Source organism: Kitasatospora saccharophila (assembly GCF_039529925.1).
Lineage (GTDB): Bacteria > Actinomycetota > Actinomycetes > Streptomycetales > Streptomycetaceae > Kitasatospora > Kitasatospora saccharophila.
The window spans coordinates 120262-132777 of the sequence record NZ_BAAANS010000009.1 but is presented as its reverse complement, the minus strand read 5'-3'; the positions used below and the strand labels follow the sequence as shown (position 1 = coordinate 132777).

The 12516-nt window shown below is 73.2% G+C and carries 12 protein-coding genes; all 12 read left to right on the top strand.

The features are described 5' to 3' along the window. Positions 1-441: a DUF6167 family protein gene (locus ABD345_RS09250; protein WP_344551454.1), complete on the top strand. Its 441-nt coding sequence runs from the start codon at positions 1-3 to the stop codon at positions 439-441. Continuing rightward, on the top strand, positions 441-3107 hold the full coding sequence (gene alaS, locus ABD345_RS09245; RefSeq protein ID WP_344551453.1) for an alanine--tRNA ligase: 2667 nt from the start codon (positions 441-443) through the stop codon (positions 3105-3107). The genes ABD345_RS09250 and alaS overlap by 1 nt, the downstream gene beginning before the upstream one ends. Beyond that, complete coding sequence (gene ruvX / locus ABD345_RS09240) at positions 3104-3598, top strand: Holliday junction resolvase RuvX (protein WP_344551452.1); 495 nt, start codon at positions 3104-3106, stop codon at positions 3596-3598. The genes alaS and ruvX overlap by 4 nt, the downstream gene beginning before the upstream one ends. Before the next feature lie 89 nt (positions 3599-3687). Beyond that, the gene (gene mltG, locus ABD345_RS09235) at positions 3688-4875 is read left to right on the top strand and encodes an endolytic transglycosylase MltG (protein ID WP_344551451.1); all 1188 of its coding nucleotides are present in this window, start codon (positions 3688-3690) and stop codon (positions 4873-4875) included. Between the two features lie 119 nt (positions 4876-4994). Then, positions 4995-6773, top strand: a complete 1779-nt coding sequence (mltG, locus tag ABD345_RS09230) for an endolytic transglycosylase MltG (protein WP_344551450.1) — start codon at positions 4995-4997, stop codon at positions 6771-6773. Between the two features lie 102 nt (positions 6774-6875). Beyond that, positions 6876-7700, top strand: a complete 825-nt coding sequence (locus ABD345_RS09225) for an ABC transporter ATP-binding protein (protein ID WP_344551449.1) — start codon at positions 6876-6878, stop codon at positions 7698-7700. Beyond that, positions 7697-8188, top strand: coding sequence for a GNAT family N-acetyltransferase (locus tag ABD345_RS09220; protein WP_344551448.1), 492 nt, complete (start codon positions 7697-7699; stop codon positions 8186-8188). The genes ABD345_RS09225 and ABD345_RS09220 overlap by 4 nt, the downstream gene beginning before the upstream one ends. Next, positions 8185-9012 (top strand): shikimate dehydrogenase, encoded by an 828-nt coding sequence (locus ABD345_RS09215; RefSeq protein ID WP_344551447.1) that lies wholly within the window; start codon positions 8185-8187, stop codon positions 9010-9012. The genes ABD345_RS09220 and ABD345_RS09215 overlap by 4 nt, the downstream gene beginning before the upstream one ends. A 251-nt stretch (positions 9013-9263) precedes the next feature. Next, on the top strand, positions 9264-10448 hold the full coding sequence (aroC, locus tag ABD345_RS09210; RefSeq protein ID WP_344551446.1) for a chorismate synthase: 1185 nt from the start codon (positions 9264-9266) through the stop codon (positions 10446-10448). Further along, the gene (locus ABD345_RS09205) at positions 10445-10975 is read left to right on the top strand and encodes a shikimate kinase (protein ID WP_344551445.1); all 531 of its coding nucleotides are present in this window, start codon (positions 10445-10447) and stop codon (positions 10973-10975) included. The genes aroC and ABD345_RS09205 overlap by 4 nt, the downstream gene beginning before the upstream one ends. Continuing rightward, positions 10968-12062 (top strand): 3-dehydroquinate synthase, encoded by a 1095-nt coding sequence (aroB, locus tag ABD345_RS09200; protein WP_344551444.1) that lies wholly within the window; start codon positions 10968-10970, stop codon positions 12060-12062. The genes ABD345_RS09205 and aroB overlap by 8 nt, the downstream gene beginning before the upstream one ends. Beyond that, on the top strand, positions 12059-12502 hold the full coding sequence (gene aroQ, locus ABD345_RS09195) for a type II 3-dehydroquinate dehydratase (RefSeq protein ID WP_344551443.1): 444 nt from the start codon (positions 12059-12061) through the stop codon (positions 12500-12502). The genes aroB and aroQ overlap by 4 nt, the downstream gene beginning before the upstream one ends. Positions 12503-12516 lie beyond the last annotated feature (14 nt).

The following is a 12516-nucleotide window of genomic DNA, read 5'->3' as shown; positions in this document are numbered from 1 at the left end:
GTGGTACGACGCATCTTCTGGATGGCCGTCGGCGCGGGCGCCACGGTCTGGGCCATGAACAAGGCCAACGAGGCGGTGCACCGCCTCACCCCGGACTCGCTGTCCGGCACCGCCGCCCGCGGCGCCCTCCGGTTCGGCGACGCCGCCAAGCGCTTCGCCCTGGAGGTCCGCTCCGGCATGGACGAGCGCGAGCGCGAGCTGCGCGCCGACCTCGGCCTGGACGGCACCGCGGTGGTCGAGCCGCCGCGCCGCCGGGCGCTGAGCGGGTCGGCCGCCGCCGACGACGGGGACCGAGCTATCTCGGCGGCCCCGGGCTCCCCGGCCGCCGCCCTGCCCCCGTCCCCGCGCACCGAGCGCCGCACCACCCCCCAGACCATCGTTGCCAAGCCCCGACAGCGCGAGCTGCCGGGCCGCACGACCGATCGGAAGGACCCCCACTGATGGAGTCGGCAGAGATCCGCCGCCGCTGGCTGCGCTTCTTCGAGGAGCGCGGCCACACCGTCGTACCGTCGGCCTCGCTGGTCGCCGACGACCCCACCCTGCTGCTGGTCAACGCCGGCATGGTGCCCTTCAAGCCGTACTTCCTGGGTGAGATCAAGCCGCAGTTCTCGCGCGCCACCAGCGTGCAGAAGTGCGTGCGCACCCTGGACATCGAGGAGGTCGGGAAGACCACCCGGCACGGCTCCTTCTTCCAGATGTGCGGCAACTTCTCGTTCGGCGACTACTTCAAGGAAGGCGCCATCAAGTTCGCCTGGGAGCTGCTGACCAGCCCGGTGGCGGACGGCGGCTACGGCCTGGAGCCGGAGAAGCTCTGGATCACCGTCTACCAGGACGACGACGAGGCCGAGCAGATCTGGCGCGAGGTGATCGGCGTCCCGTCCGAGCGGATCCAGCGCCTGGGCATGAAGGACAACTTCTGGTCGATGGGCGTCCCCGGCCCGTGCGGCCCGTGCTCGGAGATCAACTACGACCGCGGCCCCGCGTACGGCGAGGAGGGCGGCCCGGCGGTCAACGGCGAGCGCTACCTGGAGATCTGGAACCTGGTCTTCATGCAGTACGAGCGCGGCCACGGCGACGGCAAGGACGGGTTCGAGATCCTCGGCGACCTGCCGAGCAAGAACATCGACACCGGCCTCGGCCTGGAGCGCCTCGCCGCCGTCCTGCAGGGCGTCGACAACCTGTTCGAGATCGACACCTCGCGGATGATCCTCGACCGCGCCGCCGAGCTCACCGGCCACACCTACGGCGCCGACCACAAGTCGGACGTCTCGCTGCGCGTGGTCACCGACCACTTCCGCACCGCGCTGATGCTGGTCGGCGACGGCGTCACCCCCGGCAACGAGGGCCGCGGCTACGTGCTGCGCCGCATCCTGCGCCGGGCGATCCGCAACATGCGGCTGCTGGGCGCCACCGAGCCGGTCGCCAAGGACCTGATCGACGTCTCGATCAAGGCGATGGCCCCGCAGTACCCGGAGCTGGAGAGCGACCGCAAGCGGATCGAGACGGTCGTGGTCGCCGAGGAGAACGCCTTCCTGCAGACCCTGCGCTCCGGCACCAGCCTGCTGGACGCCGCGGTCACCGACACCAAGCAGTCCGGCGGCGCGGTGCTCTCCGGCGAGCAGGCGTTCAAGCTGCACGACACCTACGGCTTCCCGATCGACCTGACCCTGGAGATGGCCGAGGAGCAGGGCCTCCAGGTCGACGAGGCCGGCTTCCGCCGCCTGATGCAGGAGCAGCGGGACCGCGCCAAGGCCGACGCCAAGGCGAAGAAGATGGGCCACGCCGACGTCGCCGCGTACCGCGCGGTCGCCGACGAGGCGGGCGCGTCGGTCTTCACCGGCTACGCCCACACCGAAGGCGAGGCCACCGTGGTCGGCCTGCTGGTGGACGGCACCCCCTCGCCGGCCGCCACCGAGGGCGACGAGGTCGAGATCGTCCTCGACCGGACCCCGTTCTACGCCGAGGGCGGCGGCCAGCTCGCCGACCACGGCCGGATCCGCCTCGACTCCGGCGCGGTGGTCGAGATCCGCGACGTGCAGCAGCCGGTGCCCGGCGTGATCGTGCACTCCGGCGGGGTGCTGTTCGGCGAGGTGGTGCTCGGCGCGTCCGCGTACGCCACCATCGACACCGACCGCCGCCGCGCCGTCTCGCGCGCCCACTCGGCCACCCACCTGACCCACCAGGCGCTGCGCGACGCGCTCGGCCCGACCGCCGCCCAGGCCGGTTCGGAGAACGCGCCGGGCCGCTTCCGCTTCGACTTCGGCTCGCCCGCGGCCGTCCCCGGCTCGGTGCTGACCGACGTCGAGCAGAAGATCAACGAGGTGCTGGTCCGCGAACTCGACGTCACCGCCGAGGTGATGACGATGGACCAGGCCCGCAAGCAGGGCGCCATCGCGATGTTCGGCGAGAAGTACGGCGACTCGGTGCGCGTGGTCACCATCGGCGACTTCTCCAAGGAGCTGTGCGGCGGCACGCACGTCGGCAACACCGCCCAGCTGGGCCTGGTGAAGCTGCTCGGCGAGTCCTCGATCGGCTCCGGCGTGCGCCGGGTCGAGGCGCTGGTCGGCGTGGACGCGTACAAGTTCCTGGCCCGCGAGCACACCGTGGTCGCCCAGCTGACCGAACTGGTCAAGGGCCGCCCGGAGGAGCTGCCGGAGAAGGTCTCCGCGATGCTCGGCAAGCTCAAGGACGCCGAGAAGGAGATCGAGAAGTTCCGCGCGGAGAAGGTCCTCGCGGCCGCGGCCGGCCTGGCCGAGGGCGCCGAGGACGTCCGGGGCGTGGCCCTGGTCGCCGCCCGGGTCGGGGACGGCACCGGCGCGGACGAGCTGCGCAAGCTGGTGCTGGACGTCCGGGCCCGGCTCGGCTCCCGCCCGGCCGTGGTCGCCGCGTTCACCGTCGCGAACGACCGCCCGCTGACCGTGATCGCCACCAACGAGGACGCCCGCGGCCGCGGCATCAAGGCCGGCGAGCTGGTCCGCGCCGCGGCCAAGACCCTCGGCGGCGGCGGTGGCGGCAAGGACGACGTGGCGCAGGGCGGCGGCAGCAACCCGGCCGCCGTCGCGGACGCCATCGAGGCCGTGCGGGCACTGGTGGCCGAGCGCGCGTGAGTGACGAGCACAGCGAATCCCCGGAGAAGGTCTTCCGGCGCGGCCGGCGGATCGCCGTCGACGTGGGTGACGCCCGGATCGGGGTCGCGGTCTGCGACCCCGACGGGCTGATCGCCACGCCGGTGGAGACCGTCCCGGCCGGGGGCCGCTCGCAGGCCCGGCTGAAGGCGATCGTCGAGGAGTACGACGCCGTCGAGGTGGTGGTCGGCCTGCCGCGCTCGCTGAACGGCAAGGAGGGCCCGGCCGCCGCCAAGGTCCGCGAGTACGCGGGCCGGCTGGCCGGCCTGCTGTACCCGGTCGGCGTGCGGCTGGTGGACGAGCGGATGACCACGGTCACCGCCGCCGCCGGGCTGCGGGCCTCCGGGCGGTCGTCCAAGAAGGGCCGCTCGGTGATCGACCAGGCCGCCGCCGTGGTGATCCTGCAGTCGGCCCTTGAGACCGAACGGGTGAGCGGTCGGGCGCCCGGTGAGAGTGTCGAGCCGGTCATCTGATCGGTACGGGCTAGCTTCCCGGTAGAGGGTCCGTGCGGACGCGCGTCCGCACGGACCCTCTCTCCTTGCCCGCCGCCGGAAGGGCCCCCGTGACCGACCCGTACACCGCGCCCGGACTCACCCCCGGCCACCTCGGCGCCCCCGCCGTCGAGCCCGAGGGCGCCCCGCCCGGCCTGCCGTACGGCGTCGAACCGCCCGACCCGGAGGAACTGCGCACCCGCGCGGCCTGCTGCCTGAGCGTGGCCGGACTGCTGGGCGTGGCGATGGCGCTGGCGCTCACGCTGTTCGTGCTCTGGCCCGAGGGCAAGAAGCCCGCCCCCGACTACCCCGGCGGCGGCAGCGGCCAGGTCCAGGTGTCGGTGGCGCAGGGCGCCAGCCTCACCCAGATCGGCAAGGCGCTGACGGCCAAGCACGTGGTCGCCTCCACCCAGGCGTTCACCGAGGCCGCCGCCAAGAGCCCGGCGGGCAGCAACATCCACCCCGGCACGTACACCCTCAAGGAGGAGATGTCGGCGGTCTCCGCGCTCAACGTGCTGCTCGACCCGTCCAACGCCAACGCCCTGACCATCCCCGAGGGCTGGCGCTCCACCCAGGTGTTCACCGCGATCGACTCCCGGCTCGGCCTCAAGCCCGGCACCGCCAAGGCCACCGCCGAACAGCACCTCGGCGACCTCGGCCTGCCCGCCGGCGCCTCCGGCCACCTGGAGGGCTACCTCTACCCGGCCACCTACCCCGTCACCGGGGACAGCACCGCCCTGAGCCTCCTCAAGGACATGGTCAAGGAGGCCGACGGCAACCTCGACGGCCCCTCCGTCGCCGACGCCGCCACCGCCAACGGAGTGACCCCGTACGGCCTGCTGGCGGTCGCCAGCCTCGCCCAGGCCGAGGCCGACAACCCCGAGGACATGGCCAAGGTCGCCCGGGTCGTCTACAACCGGCTCGCCAAGAACATGCCGCTCCAACTCGACTCCACCATCAACTACGCGCTCGGCCGCTCCACCCTCACCACCACCCGGGACGACACCAGGCTCGACTCCCCGTTCAACACCTACGCCCACCCCGGCCTGCCGCCCACCCCGATCGGCAACCCCGGCCGGGACGCGCTGCGCGCCGCGATCCACCCCGCCGACGGCGACTGGCTGTACTTCGTCACCGTCCAGCCCGGTGACACCCGGTTCACCGACAGCGAGGAGCAGCAGCGCAAGAACGTCGACGAGTTCAACGCCTACCGGGCCCAGCACTCCTCGCCCCAGCCCTCCGACTCCCCGTCCCCGTGAGCGGTGAACAACCCGTGGTCGGGCCATTTGGCTACGCTGCGGTACGGTAACGTCTCCCACCACGTGCTCCTGGTAGCACGCCGGTTCGACGGACACCCTGGATGCGGCAAAGGGGATCGATGACTGATCAAAGCGGGCGCTACGGCTCCCAGGGCGACCAGCCGTGGTACCCCGGGGAACAGCTCCAGCCCCAGGACCCGTACGGACAGCAGTACGTGCAGCAACAGCAGCAGCCGGGGTACCCGCAGCAGGACGGCTCGTACGGCGGGCAGCAGCAGTTCGTCCAGCAGCAACAGCAGCAGGGGTACCCGCAGCAGCAGGGCGGTCCGTACGACGGACAGCAGCAGTTCGTCCAGCAGCAGCAGCAACAGCAGCAGCCGGGGATGCAGCAGGGCTACCCGCAGCAGCAGGGCGGCTCGTACGGCGGGCAGCAGCAGTTCGTCCAGCAGCAGCAACAGCAGCCGGGGATGCAGCAGCAGGGTTACCCGCAGCAGCAGATGCCGCAGCAGGGCGGTCCGTACGGCGGCCAGCAGCAGTTCGCGCAGCAGCAGCCGGTGCAGCAGCGCCCCGCTCCGCACCAGGAGCCGGCGGGCGGTCCCGGGCCGGACGGCATCGACTGGGAGGCCGAGGCCGCCGCGCTCGACGGCCCGGCCCGGGGCGGGCAGCGGGCCGCCGAGCCCGAGCACGACCGGGCGGACGAGCAGGAGGACTGGGCCGAGGACGAGTACCTCGACGAGGAGGGGAGCCAGGACGGCTCGTTCTTCTCCGAGCAGGACGACTCCCGCGAGGCCGAGCGCAAGCGCAAGGAGAAGGGCAAGAAGTCGGGCCGCCGCAACGGCGGCGCCTGCCTGGTGGTCGCCCTGGTGCTGCTCGGCGGCATGGGCGGCGCCGGCTGGTGGGGCTACGGCTTCTACCAGGACCACTTCGGCCCGCCGGCGGACTTCAAGGGCGACGGCAGCGGCGCGGTCAACATCACCGTCAAGAACGGCGCCGTCGGCGACTCGATCGGCAAGATGCTGGTGGACGCGGGCGTGGTCAAGAGCGTCAAGGCGTTCACCAACGCGTACGAGAAGGACTCCCGGGGCCGCGCCATCCAGCCCGGCACCTACACCCTGAAGCACCAGATGTCCGGGGAGGCGGCGCTCAAGGAGCTGGTGGAGGCCAACGGCGGCAACGTGCTGATCATCCCGGAGGGGCTGCGGGCCTCCGCGATCTACACCAAGATCGACGAGAAGCTCAAGCTCCAGGCGGGCAGCACCGCCCAGGCCGCCAAGGACCAGGCCGGCTCGCTCGGGCTGCCCGCCGAGGCGAACGGCAACCCGGAGGGCTACCTCTGGCCGACCCGCTACTCGGTCGCCGAGGGCATGAAGCCCGAGGACCTGCTCAAGCAGATGGTGTCCAACGCCGTCGAGAAGTACGGCGCGCTCAAGCTGGACGAGGCGGCGCAGAAGCTCGGCCTGAAGAACGGGTACGAGGTGCTGACCGAGGCCAGCATCCTGCAGGCCGAGGGCAACAACTCGGAGGACTACGGCAAGATGGCCCGCGCCATCTCCAACCGCCTGAACACCAACGTCACCCAGCACAAGCTCGCCCTGGACACCACGCTCCAGTACCAGTTGGGCCGCAAGGAGCTGACCTACAAGGAGGTCAACGACGGCTCGCTGAAGTACAACACCAACATGAACCCCGGTCTGCCGCCGACCCCGATCGGCAACCCCGGCGAGGAGGCCATCCAGGCCGTCCTCAATCCGACCCCGGGCGACTGGGCGTACTGGCTGGCGGTCTCGCCCACCGAGACCAAGTTCGCGGCGACGGACACCGAGCACGCGCAGAACACCAAGGACTGGTGCATCTCCCGGGGCATGCAGTACGACCCGAAGCAGGTCGTCTGCAAGTGAGCGCCCGGGCGCGGCCGGTCCCCGCGACCGGCCGCGCCGCCGTGTTCCGGTGGGTGGAACGGCTTTGCGGGGCAGCCGGGTGGGGCGAGTAGCGTGATCCGGATGGAGACACCGGAGAAGACGCCGCACCTGCCCGAACCCGCCCTGCTGGAGGCCGCCCACGTCGACGTGGTGCGGGGCGGGCAGTACCTGTTGCGGGACGTCTCGCTGACCGTCCGGGCCGGCGAGCACTGGGCGGTGCTCGGGGCCAACGGGGCGGGCAAGAGCACCCTGCTGTCGCTGCTCGGCGCGGTCGAGCACCCCACCGCCGGCACCGTGAAGGTGCTCGGGCGGCAGCTCGGCCGGGTCGACGTCCGGGAGCTGCGGGCGCACCTCGGGCACGTCAACCCGCGGCACCCGCTGCGCTCCCCGCTGACCGTCCGCCAGGTCGTGCTGACCGGCACCACGCAGACCATCGAGCCGGACCTGTGGCACAAGCCCACCGCCGAACAGCTCGACCACGCCGAGGAGTTGATCCGCACCCTGGGCATCGCGCACCGCGCCGAGAACCCCTGGACCACGCTCTCCCAGGGCGAGCGCGGCCGGGCCCTGATCGCCCGCGCGCTGATGCCCGAGCCCCGGCTGCTGCTGCTCGACGAACCCGCCACCGGGCTCGACCTCACCGCCCGCGAACAACTCCTGGAGAGCCTGGACGAACTGCGCGCCCGCTACCCCGAGGTGGCGTCCGTGCTGGTCACCCACCACCTGGAGGAACTCCCCGAGACCACCAGCCACGCCCTGCTGCTGCGCGACGGCCTGACCACCGCGGCCGGCCCGGCCACCGAGGTGCTGACCACCGACCTGGTCTCCGAGTGCTTCCGGCACCCGATCCGGATCGCCCACAGCGAGGGCCGCTGGTCCGCCCGCACCCGCCGGGGCACCGAGTGAGCGCACTCCCCGCCTGGACGCTGCGCCCCGCCACCGCCGCCGACCTGGAACCGCTGGTCGAGCTGCGGGCCGGGGTGATGCGCCCCGACCTGGAGCGGCTCGGCCGCTACGACGAGCACCGGGTCCGGCAGCGGATGCGTGACGCGTACCGGCCCGAGCACACCTCGGTGGTCGAACTGCCGGACCCGGCCGAGCCGTTGGCCGGCTGCCTGGCGCTCGCCCCCGACGAGCGCCCCGGCACCCTGCTGCTGGAGCACTTCTACCTCCGCCCGGAGCTGCACGGCCGCGGCCTGGGCACCGCGGTGCTGCGCGCGGCGCTGGACCGGGCCGACGCCGGGGGCCTGGCCGTCCGGCTGAACGTGCTGAACGGCAGCCCCGCCCGGCGGCTGTACGAACGGCACGGCTTCGCGCTGGAGTCCGAGGACCCGGTCGACGTCCACCTGCACCGCCCCGCCCGTCCCGTTGATCCTGGAAAGGCCGTTTCGTGACCACCCCGCACCGGGCCGCCGTGCTCGGCTCGCCGATCGCCCACTCGCTCTCCCCGGCCCTGCACAACGCCGGGTACGCCGCGCTCGGGCTCGCCGACTGGCACTACGACCGGTACGAGATCGACGAATCGACCCTGGCGGACTTCGTCGCCGGGCTCGACCCCGCCGAGTGGGCCGGACTGTCGCTGACCATGCCGCTCAAGCGGGCGGTCCGCCCGCTGCTGGACACCGTCAGCGCCACCGCCCGCGCGGTGGACGCCGTCAACACCGTGGTGATCGACCGCGACGGGCGGCGGCACGGCGACAACACCGACGTCCCCGGCCTGGTCAACGCGCTGCGCGAACGCGGCGTCGAACGGGTCGGGTCGGCCGCGGTGCTGGGCGCCGGGGCCACCGCCTCCTCCGCGCTGGCCGCGCTGGCCCAGGTCTGCGACGGCGAGGTGACCGCGTACGTGCGCAGCGCCGAGCGGGCCGCCGAGATGCGGGAGCTCGGGGAGCGCCTCGGCGTGCCGGTGCGCACCGCCGACTGGGCGGACGGCGCGCGGGCGCTGGACGGGCCGCTGACCGTCTCCACCACGCCGGTCGGCGCCACCGACGGCTTCGCGGCGCAGCTGACGGCGGCCCCGGGCGTGCTGTTCGACGTGCTGTACCACCCGTGGCCGACGAAGCTGGCCGCGGCCTGCCTGGAGCGCGGCGGCACCGTGCTGGGCGGGCTCGACCTGCTGGTGCACCAGGCGGTGCTGCAGTTCGAGCGGTTCACCGGCGTGCAGCGCGGCCCGCTGGCCGCGATGCGGGCGGCGGGGGAGGCGGCGCTCGCGGGCTGAGCGGGCTCGGCGGCAGGGTGGGCCGGGCAGGCGTCGGGCAGGCGGGCGGACGGGTCGAGCAGGTCGTCGTGCGGGGGGCGGCGGTGCTGTCCACTTCCTGACGCCCGCTGTCCGCCACGCGGACCGTGGCCCCGGTGACCTGCGGGACGTGAAAGGATCGGATCCGCCCCGTCGCGTTCCCGCGGCCGGGCAGGACGAGACGCCGGGCCGGCCGCCGTTCACGGCGCGGGCCGCTGACGAAGGAGCTTTCGGTGGGTAGCTTGCGCTGGCTCACGGCGGGGGAGTCGCACGGCCCCGCTCTGGTCGCGACGCTGGAGGGCCTGCCGGCCGGGGTGCCGGTCACCACCGCCATGGTGGCCGACGCGCTGGCCCGCCGGCGGCTCGGTTACGGTCGCGGCGCGCGGATGAAGTTCGAGCAGGACGAGGTGACCTTCCTCGGCGGCGTCCGGCACGGCGAGACCATGGGCTCCCCGGTCGCGGTCATGGTGGGCAACACCGAGTGGCCGAAGTGGGAGCAGGTCATGTCGGCCGACCCGGTCGACCCCGAGGTGCTGGCCGGCCTGGCCCGCAACGAGGCGCTGACCCGCCCCCGCCCCGGCCACGCCGACCTGGCGGGCATGCAGAAGTACTCGATCGACGAGGCCCGCCCGATCCTGGAGCGCGCCAGCGCCCGGGAGACCGCGGCCCGGGTCGCGCTCGGCGCGGTCGCCCGCTCCTACCTCAAGGAGACCTGCGGCATCGAGATCGTCAGCCACGTGGTGGAGCTGGCCGCCGCCAAGGCCCCGGCCGGCGTGCTGCCGCTGCCCTCCGACGAGGCCCGCCTGGACGAGGACCCGGTGCGCTGCCTGGACGCCGACGCGTCCAAGGCGATGGTCGCCGAGATCGACCAGGCCCACAAGGACGGCGACACCCTCGGCGGCGTGGTCGAGGTGCTGGCGTACGGCGTGCCGGTCGGCCTCGGCTCGCACGTGCACTGGGACCGCCGGCTGGACGCCCGGCTGGCCGCCGCGCTGATGGGCATCCAGGCGATCAAGGGCGTCGAGGTCGGCGACGGCTTCGAGCTGGCCCGGATCCCCGGCTCGCAGGCGCACGACGAGATCGTCCCCACCCCCGAGGGCATCAAGCGCACCTCCGGCCGCTCCGGCGGCACCGAGGGCGGCCTGTCCACCGGCGAGCTGCTGCGGGTGCGGGCCGCGATGAAGCCGATCGCGACCGTCCCGCGCGCGCTGCAGACCCTGGACGTGCGCACCGGCGAGCCCGCCAAGGCGCACCACCAGCGCTCCGACGTGTGCGCCGTCCCGGCGGCCGGCATCGTCGCCGAGGCGATGGTGGCGCTGGTCCTGGCGGACGCGGTGGCGGAGAAGTTCGGCGGCGACAACGTCTCCGAGACCCGCCGCAACGTGCAGTCGTACCTCGACAACCTGATCGTCCGATGAGCACGCCGGCCACGCCCGCGGTGGTGCTGGTCGGCCCGCCCGGCAGTGGCAAGTCCACCGTCGGGCGGGTCCTCGCCGAACGCCTCGGGCTGCCGTTCCGCGACACCGACGCCGACGTCGAGCAGGCCGCCGGCAAGCCGATCCCGGAGATCTTCGTCGACGAGGGCGAGCCGCACTTCCGGCAGCTGGAGCGGGAGGCCGTCCGGGCCGCCGCCACCGGCTACGCCGGCGTGCTGGCGCTCGGCGGCGGCGCCGTGATGGCCGAGGAGACCCGGGCGCTGCTCGCCCCGCTGCCGGTGGTGTTCCTGGAGGTGGCGCTCGGCGACGCGGTCAAGCGGGTCGGCCTGGACGCCCCCCGCCCGCTGCTCGCGGTCAACCCCCGGGCCCGCTGGCGCGAGCTGATGGAGGCCCGCCGCCCGCTCTACCTGGAGGTCGCCACCGCCGTGGTCGACACCGAGGGCCGCACCCCCGAGCAGGTCGCCGACGCCGCACTCGAAGCACTGGAGTTGAAGGACCCCCATGTCTGACGCCGACATTGTCAGGATCCAGGTCGCGGGCAGCGACGGCCACGCCCCGTACGAGGTGCTGATCGGCCAGCAGCTGCTCGGCGAGCTCGCCCCGCTGATCGGCCCGAAGGCCAAGCGGGTCGCGATCATCCACCCGGAGGCGCTGGAGGCCACCGGCGAGGCGATCCGCGAGGACCTCGCCGCGCAGGGCTACGAGGCCATCGCCCTGCAGGTGCCGAACGCCGAGGACGCCAAGAGCGCCGAGGTCGCCGCGTACTGCTGGTCGGTGCTCGGCCAGACCGGCTTCACCCGCAGCGACGTCGTCGTCGGCCTCGGCGGCGGTTCCACCACCGACCTGGCGGGCTTCGTCGCGGCCACCTGGCTGCGCGGGGTGCGCTGGATCTCGGTGCCCACCACGCTGCTCGGCATGGTCGACGCGGCCGTCGGCGGCAAGACCGGCATCAACATCGCCGAGGGCAAGAACATGGTGGGCGCCTTCCACCCGCCCGCGGGCGTGCTGGCCGACCTCGGCACCCTGGAGACGCTCGGCAAGCACGACTATGTCTCCGGCCTGGCCGAGGTGATCAAGGCCGGCTTCATCGCCGACCCGGTCATCCTCGACCTGATCGAGGCCGACCCGGAGGCCGCCACCAGCCCGTCCGGCCCGCACACCCTGGAGCTGATCCGGCGCGCCATCCAGGTCAAGGCCGACGTGGTCTCCGGCGACCTGAAGGAGTCCGGCCGCCGCGAGATCCTCAACTACGGCCACACCCTGGGCCACGCCATCGAGCGCAACGAGCGCTACAAGTGGCGGCACGGCGCGGCGATCTCCATCGGCATGGTCTTCGCCGCCGAACTCGGCCGCCTGGCCGGACGGTTGGACGACGCCACGGCCGACCGCCACCGGGCCGTGCTGGCCTCCGTCGGCCTGCCGCTCACCTACCGCGCGGACGCCTGGCCGAAGCTGCTGGACGCCATGAAGATCGACAAGAAGTCGCGCGGCGACCTGCTGCGCTTCGTCGTCCTGGACGGCCTGGCCAAGACCTCCATCCTGGAGGGCCCGGACCCGTCCGTGCTGGTCGCCGCCTACGGGGAGGTCTCCGGATGAGCAGGCCCGTCCTGGTGCTGAACGGCCCCAACCTGGGCCGCCTCGGCTCCCGCGAGCCCGACGTGTACGGCTCCACCTCGTACGCCGGACTGGTCGAGCGGTGCGCGAAGCTCGGCGCCGACCTCGGCCTCGACGTGGAGGTCCGGGAGACCAACTCCGAGGCGGAGATGGTCGGTTGGCTGCACGAGGCGGCGGACGCCGGGACCCCCGTGGTGATCAACCCCGGCGCGTTCACGCACTACTCGTACGCCATGCGCGACGCCGCCGCGCAGCGCACCGCGCCGCTGATCGAGGTGCACATCTCCAACCCGTACACCCGCGAGACCTTCCGCCACAATTCGGTCATCGCGGCCGTCGCCTCCGGCACCATCGCCGGATTCGGCCTCGGCTCGTACGAACTCGCCCTGCGTGCCCTCGCCGAGCAGCTCACCAGTCGCTGACGGCACCCCGGCCC

Excerpts from the sequence above, each read along its gene's own strand:
- aroB (WP_344551444.1), top strand. The coding sequence starts at position 10,968 with ATGTCTGACGCCGACATTGTCAGGATCCAGGTCGCGGGCAGCGACGGC.
- ABD345_RS09205 (WP_344551445.1), top strand. The coding sequence starts at position 10,445 with ATGAGCACGCCGGCCACGCCCGCGGTGGTGCTGGTCGGCCCGCCCGGC.
- ABD345_RS09225 (WP_344551449.1), top strand. The coding sequence starts at position 6,876 with ATGGAGACACCGGAGAAGACGCCGCACCTGCCCGAACCCGCCCTGCTG.
- aroQ (WP_344551443.1), top strand. The coding sequence starts at position 12,059 with ATGAGCAGGCCCGTCCTGGTGCTGAACGGCCCCAACCTGGGCCGCCTC.
- mltG (WP_344551450.1), top strand. The coding sequence starts at position 4,995 with ATGACTGATCAAAGCGGGCGCTACGGCTCCCAGGGCGACCAGCCGTGG.
- alaS (WP_344551453.1), top strand. The coding sequence starts at position 441 with ATGGAGTCGGCAGAGATCCGCCGCCGCTGGCTGCGCTTCTTCGAGGAG.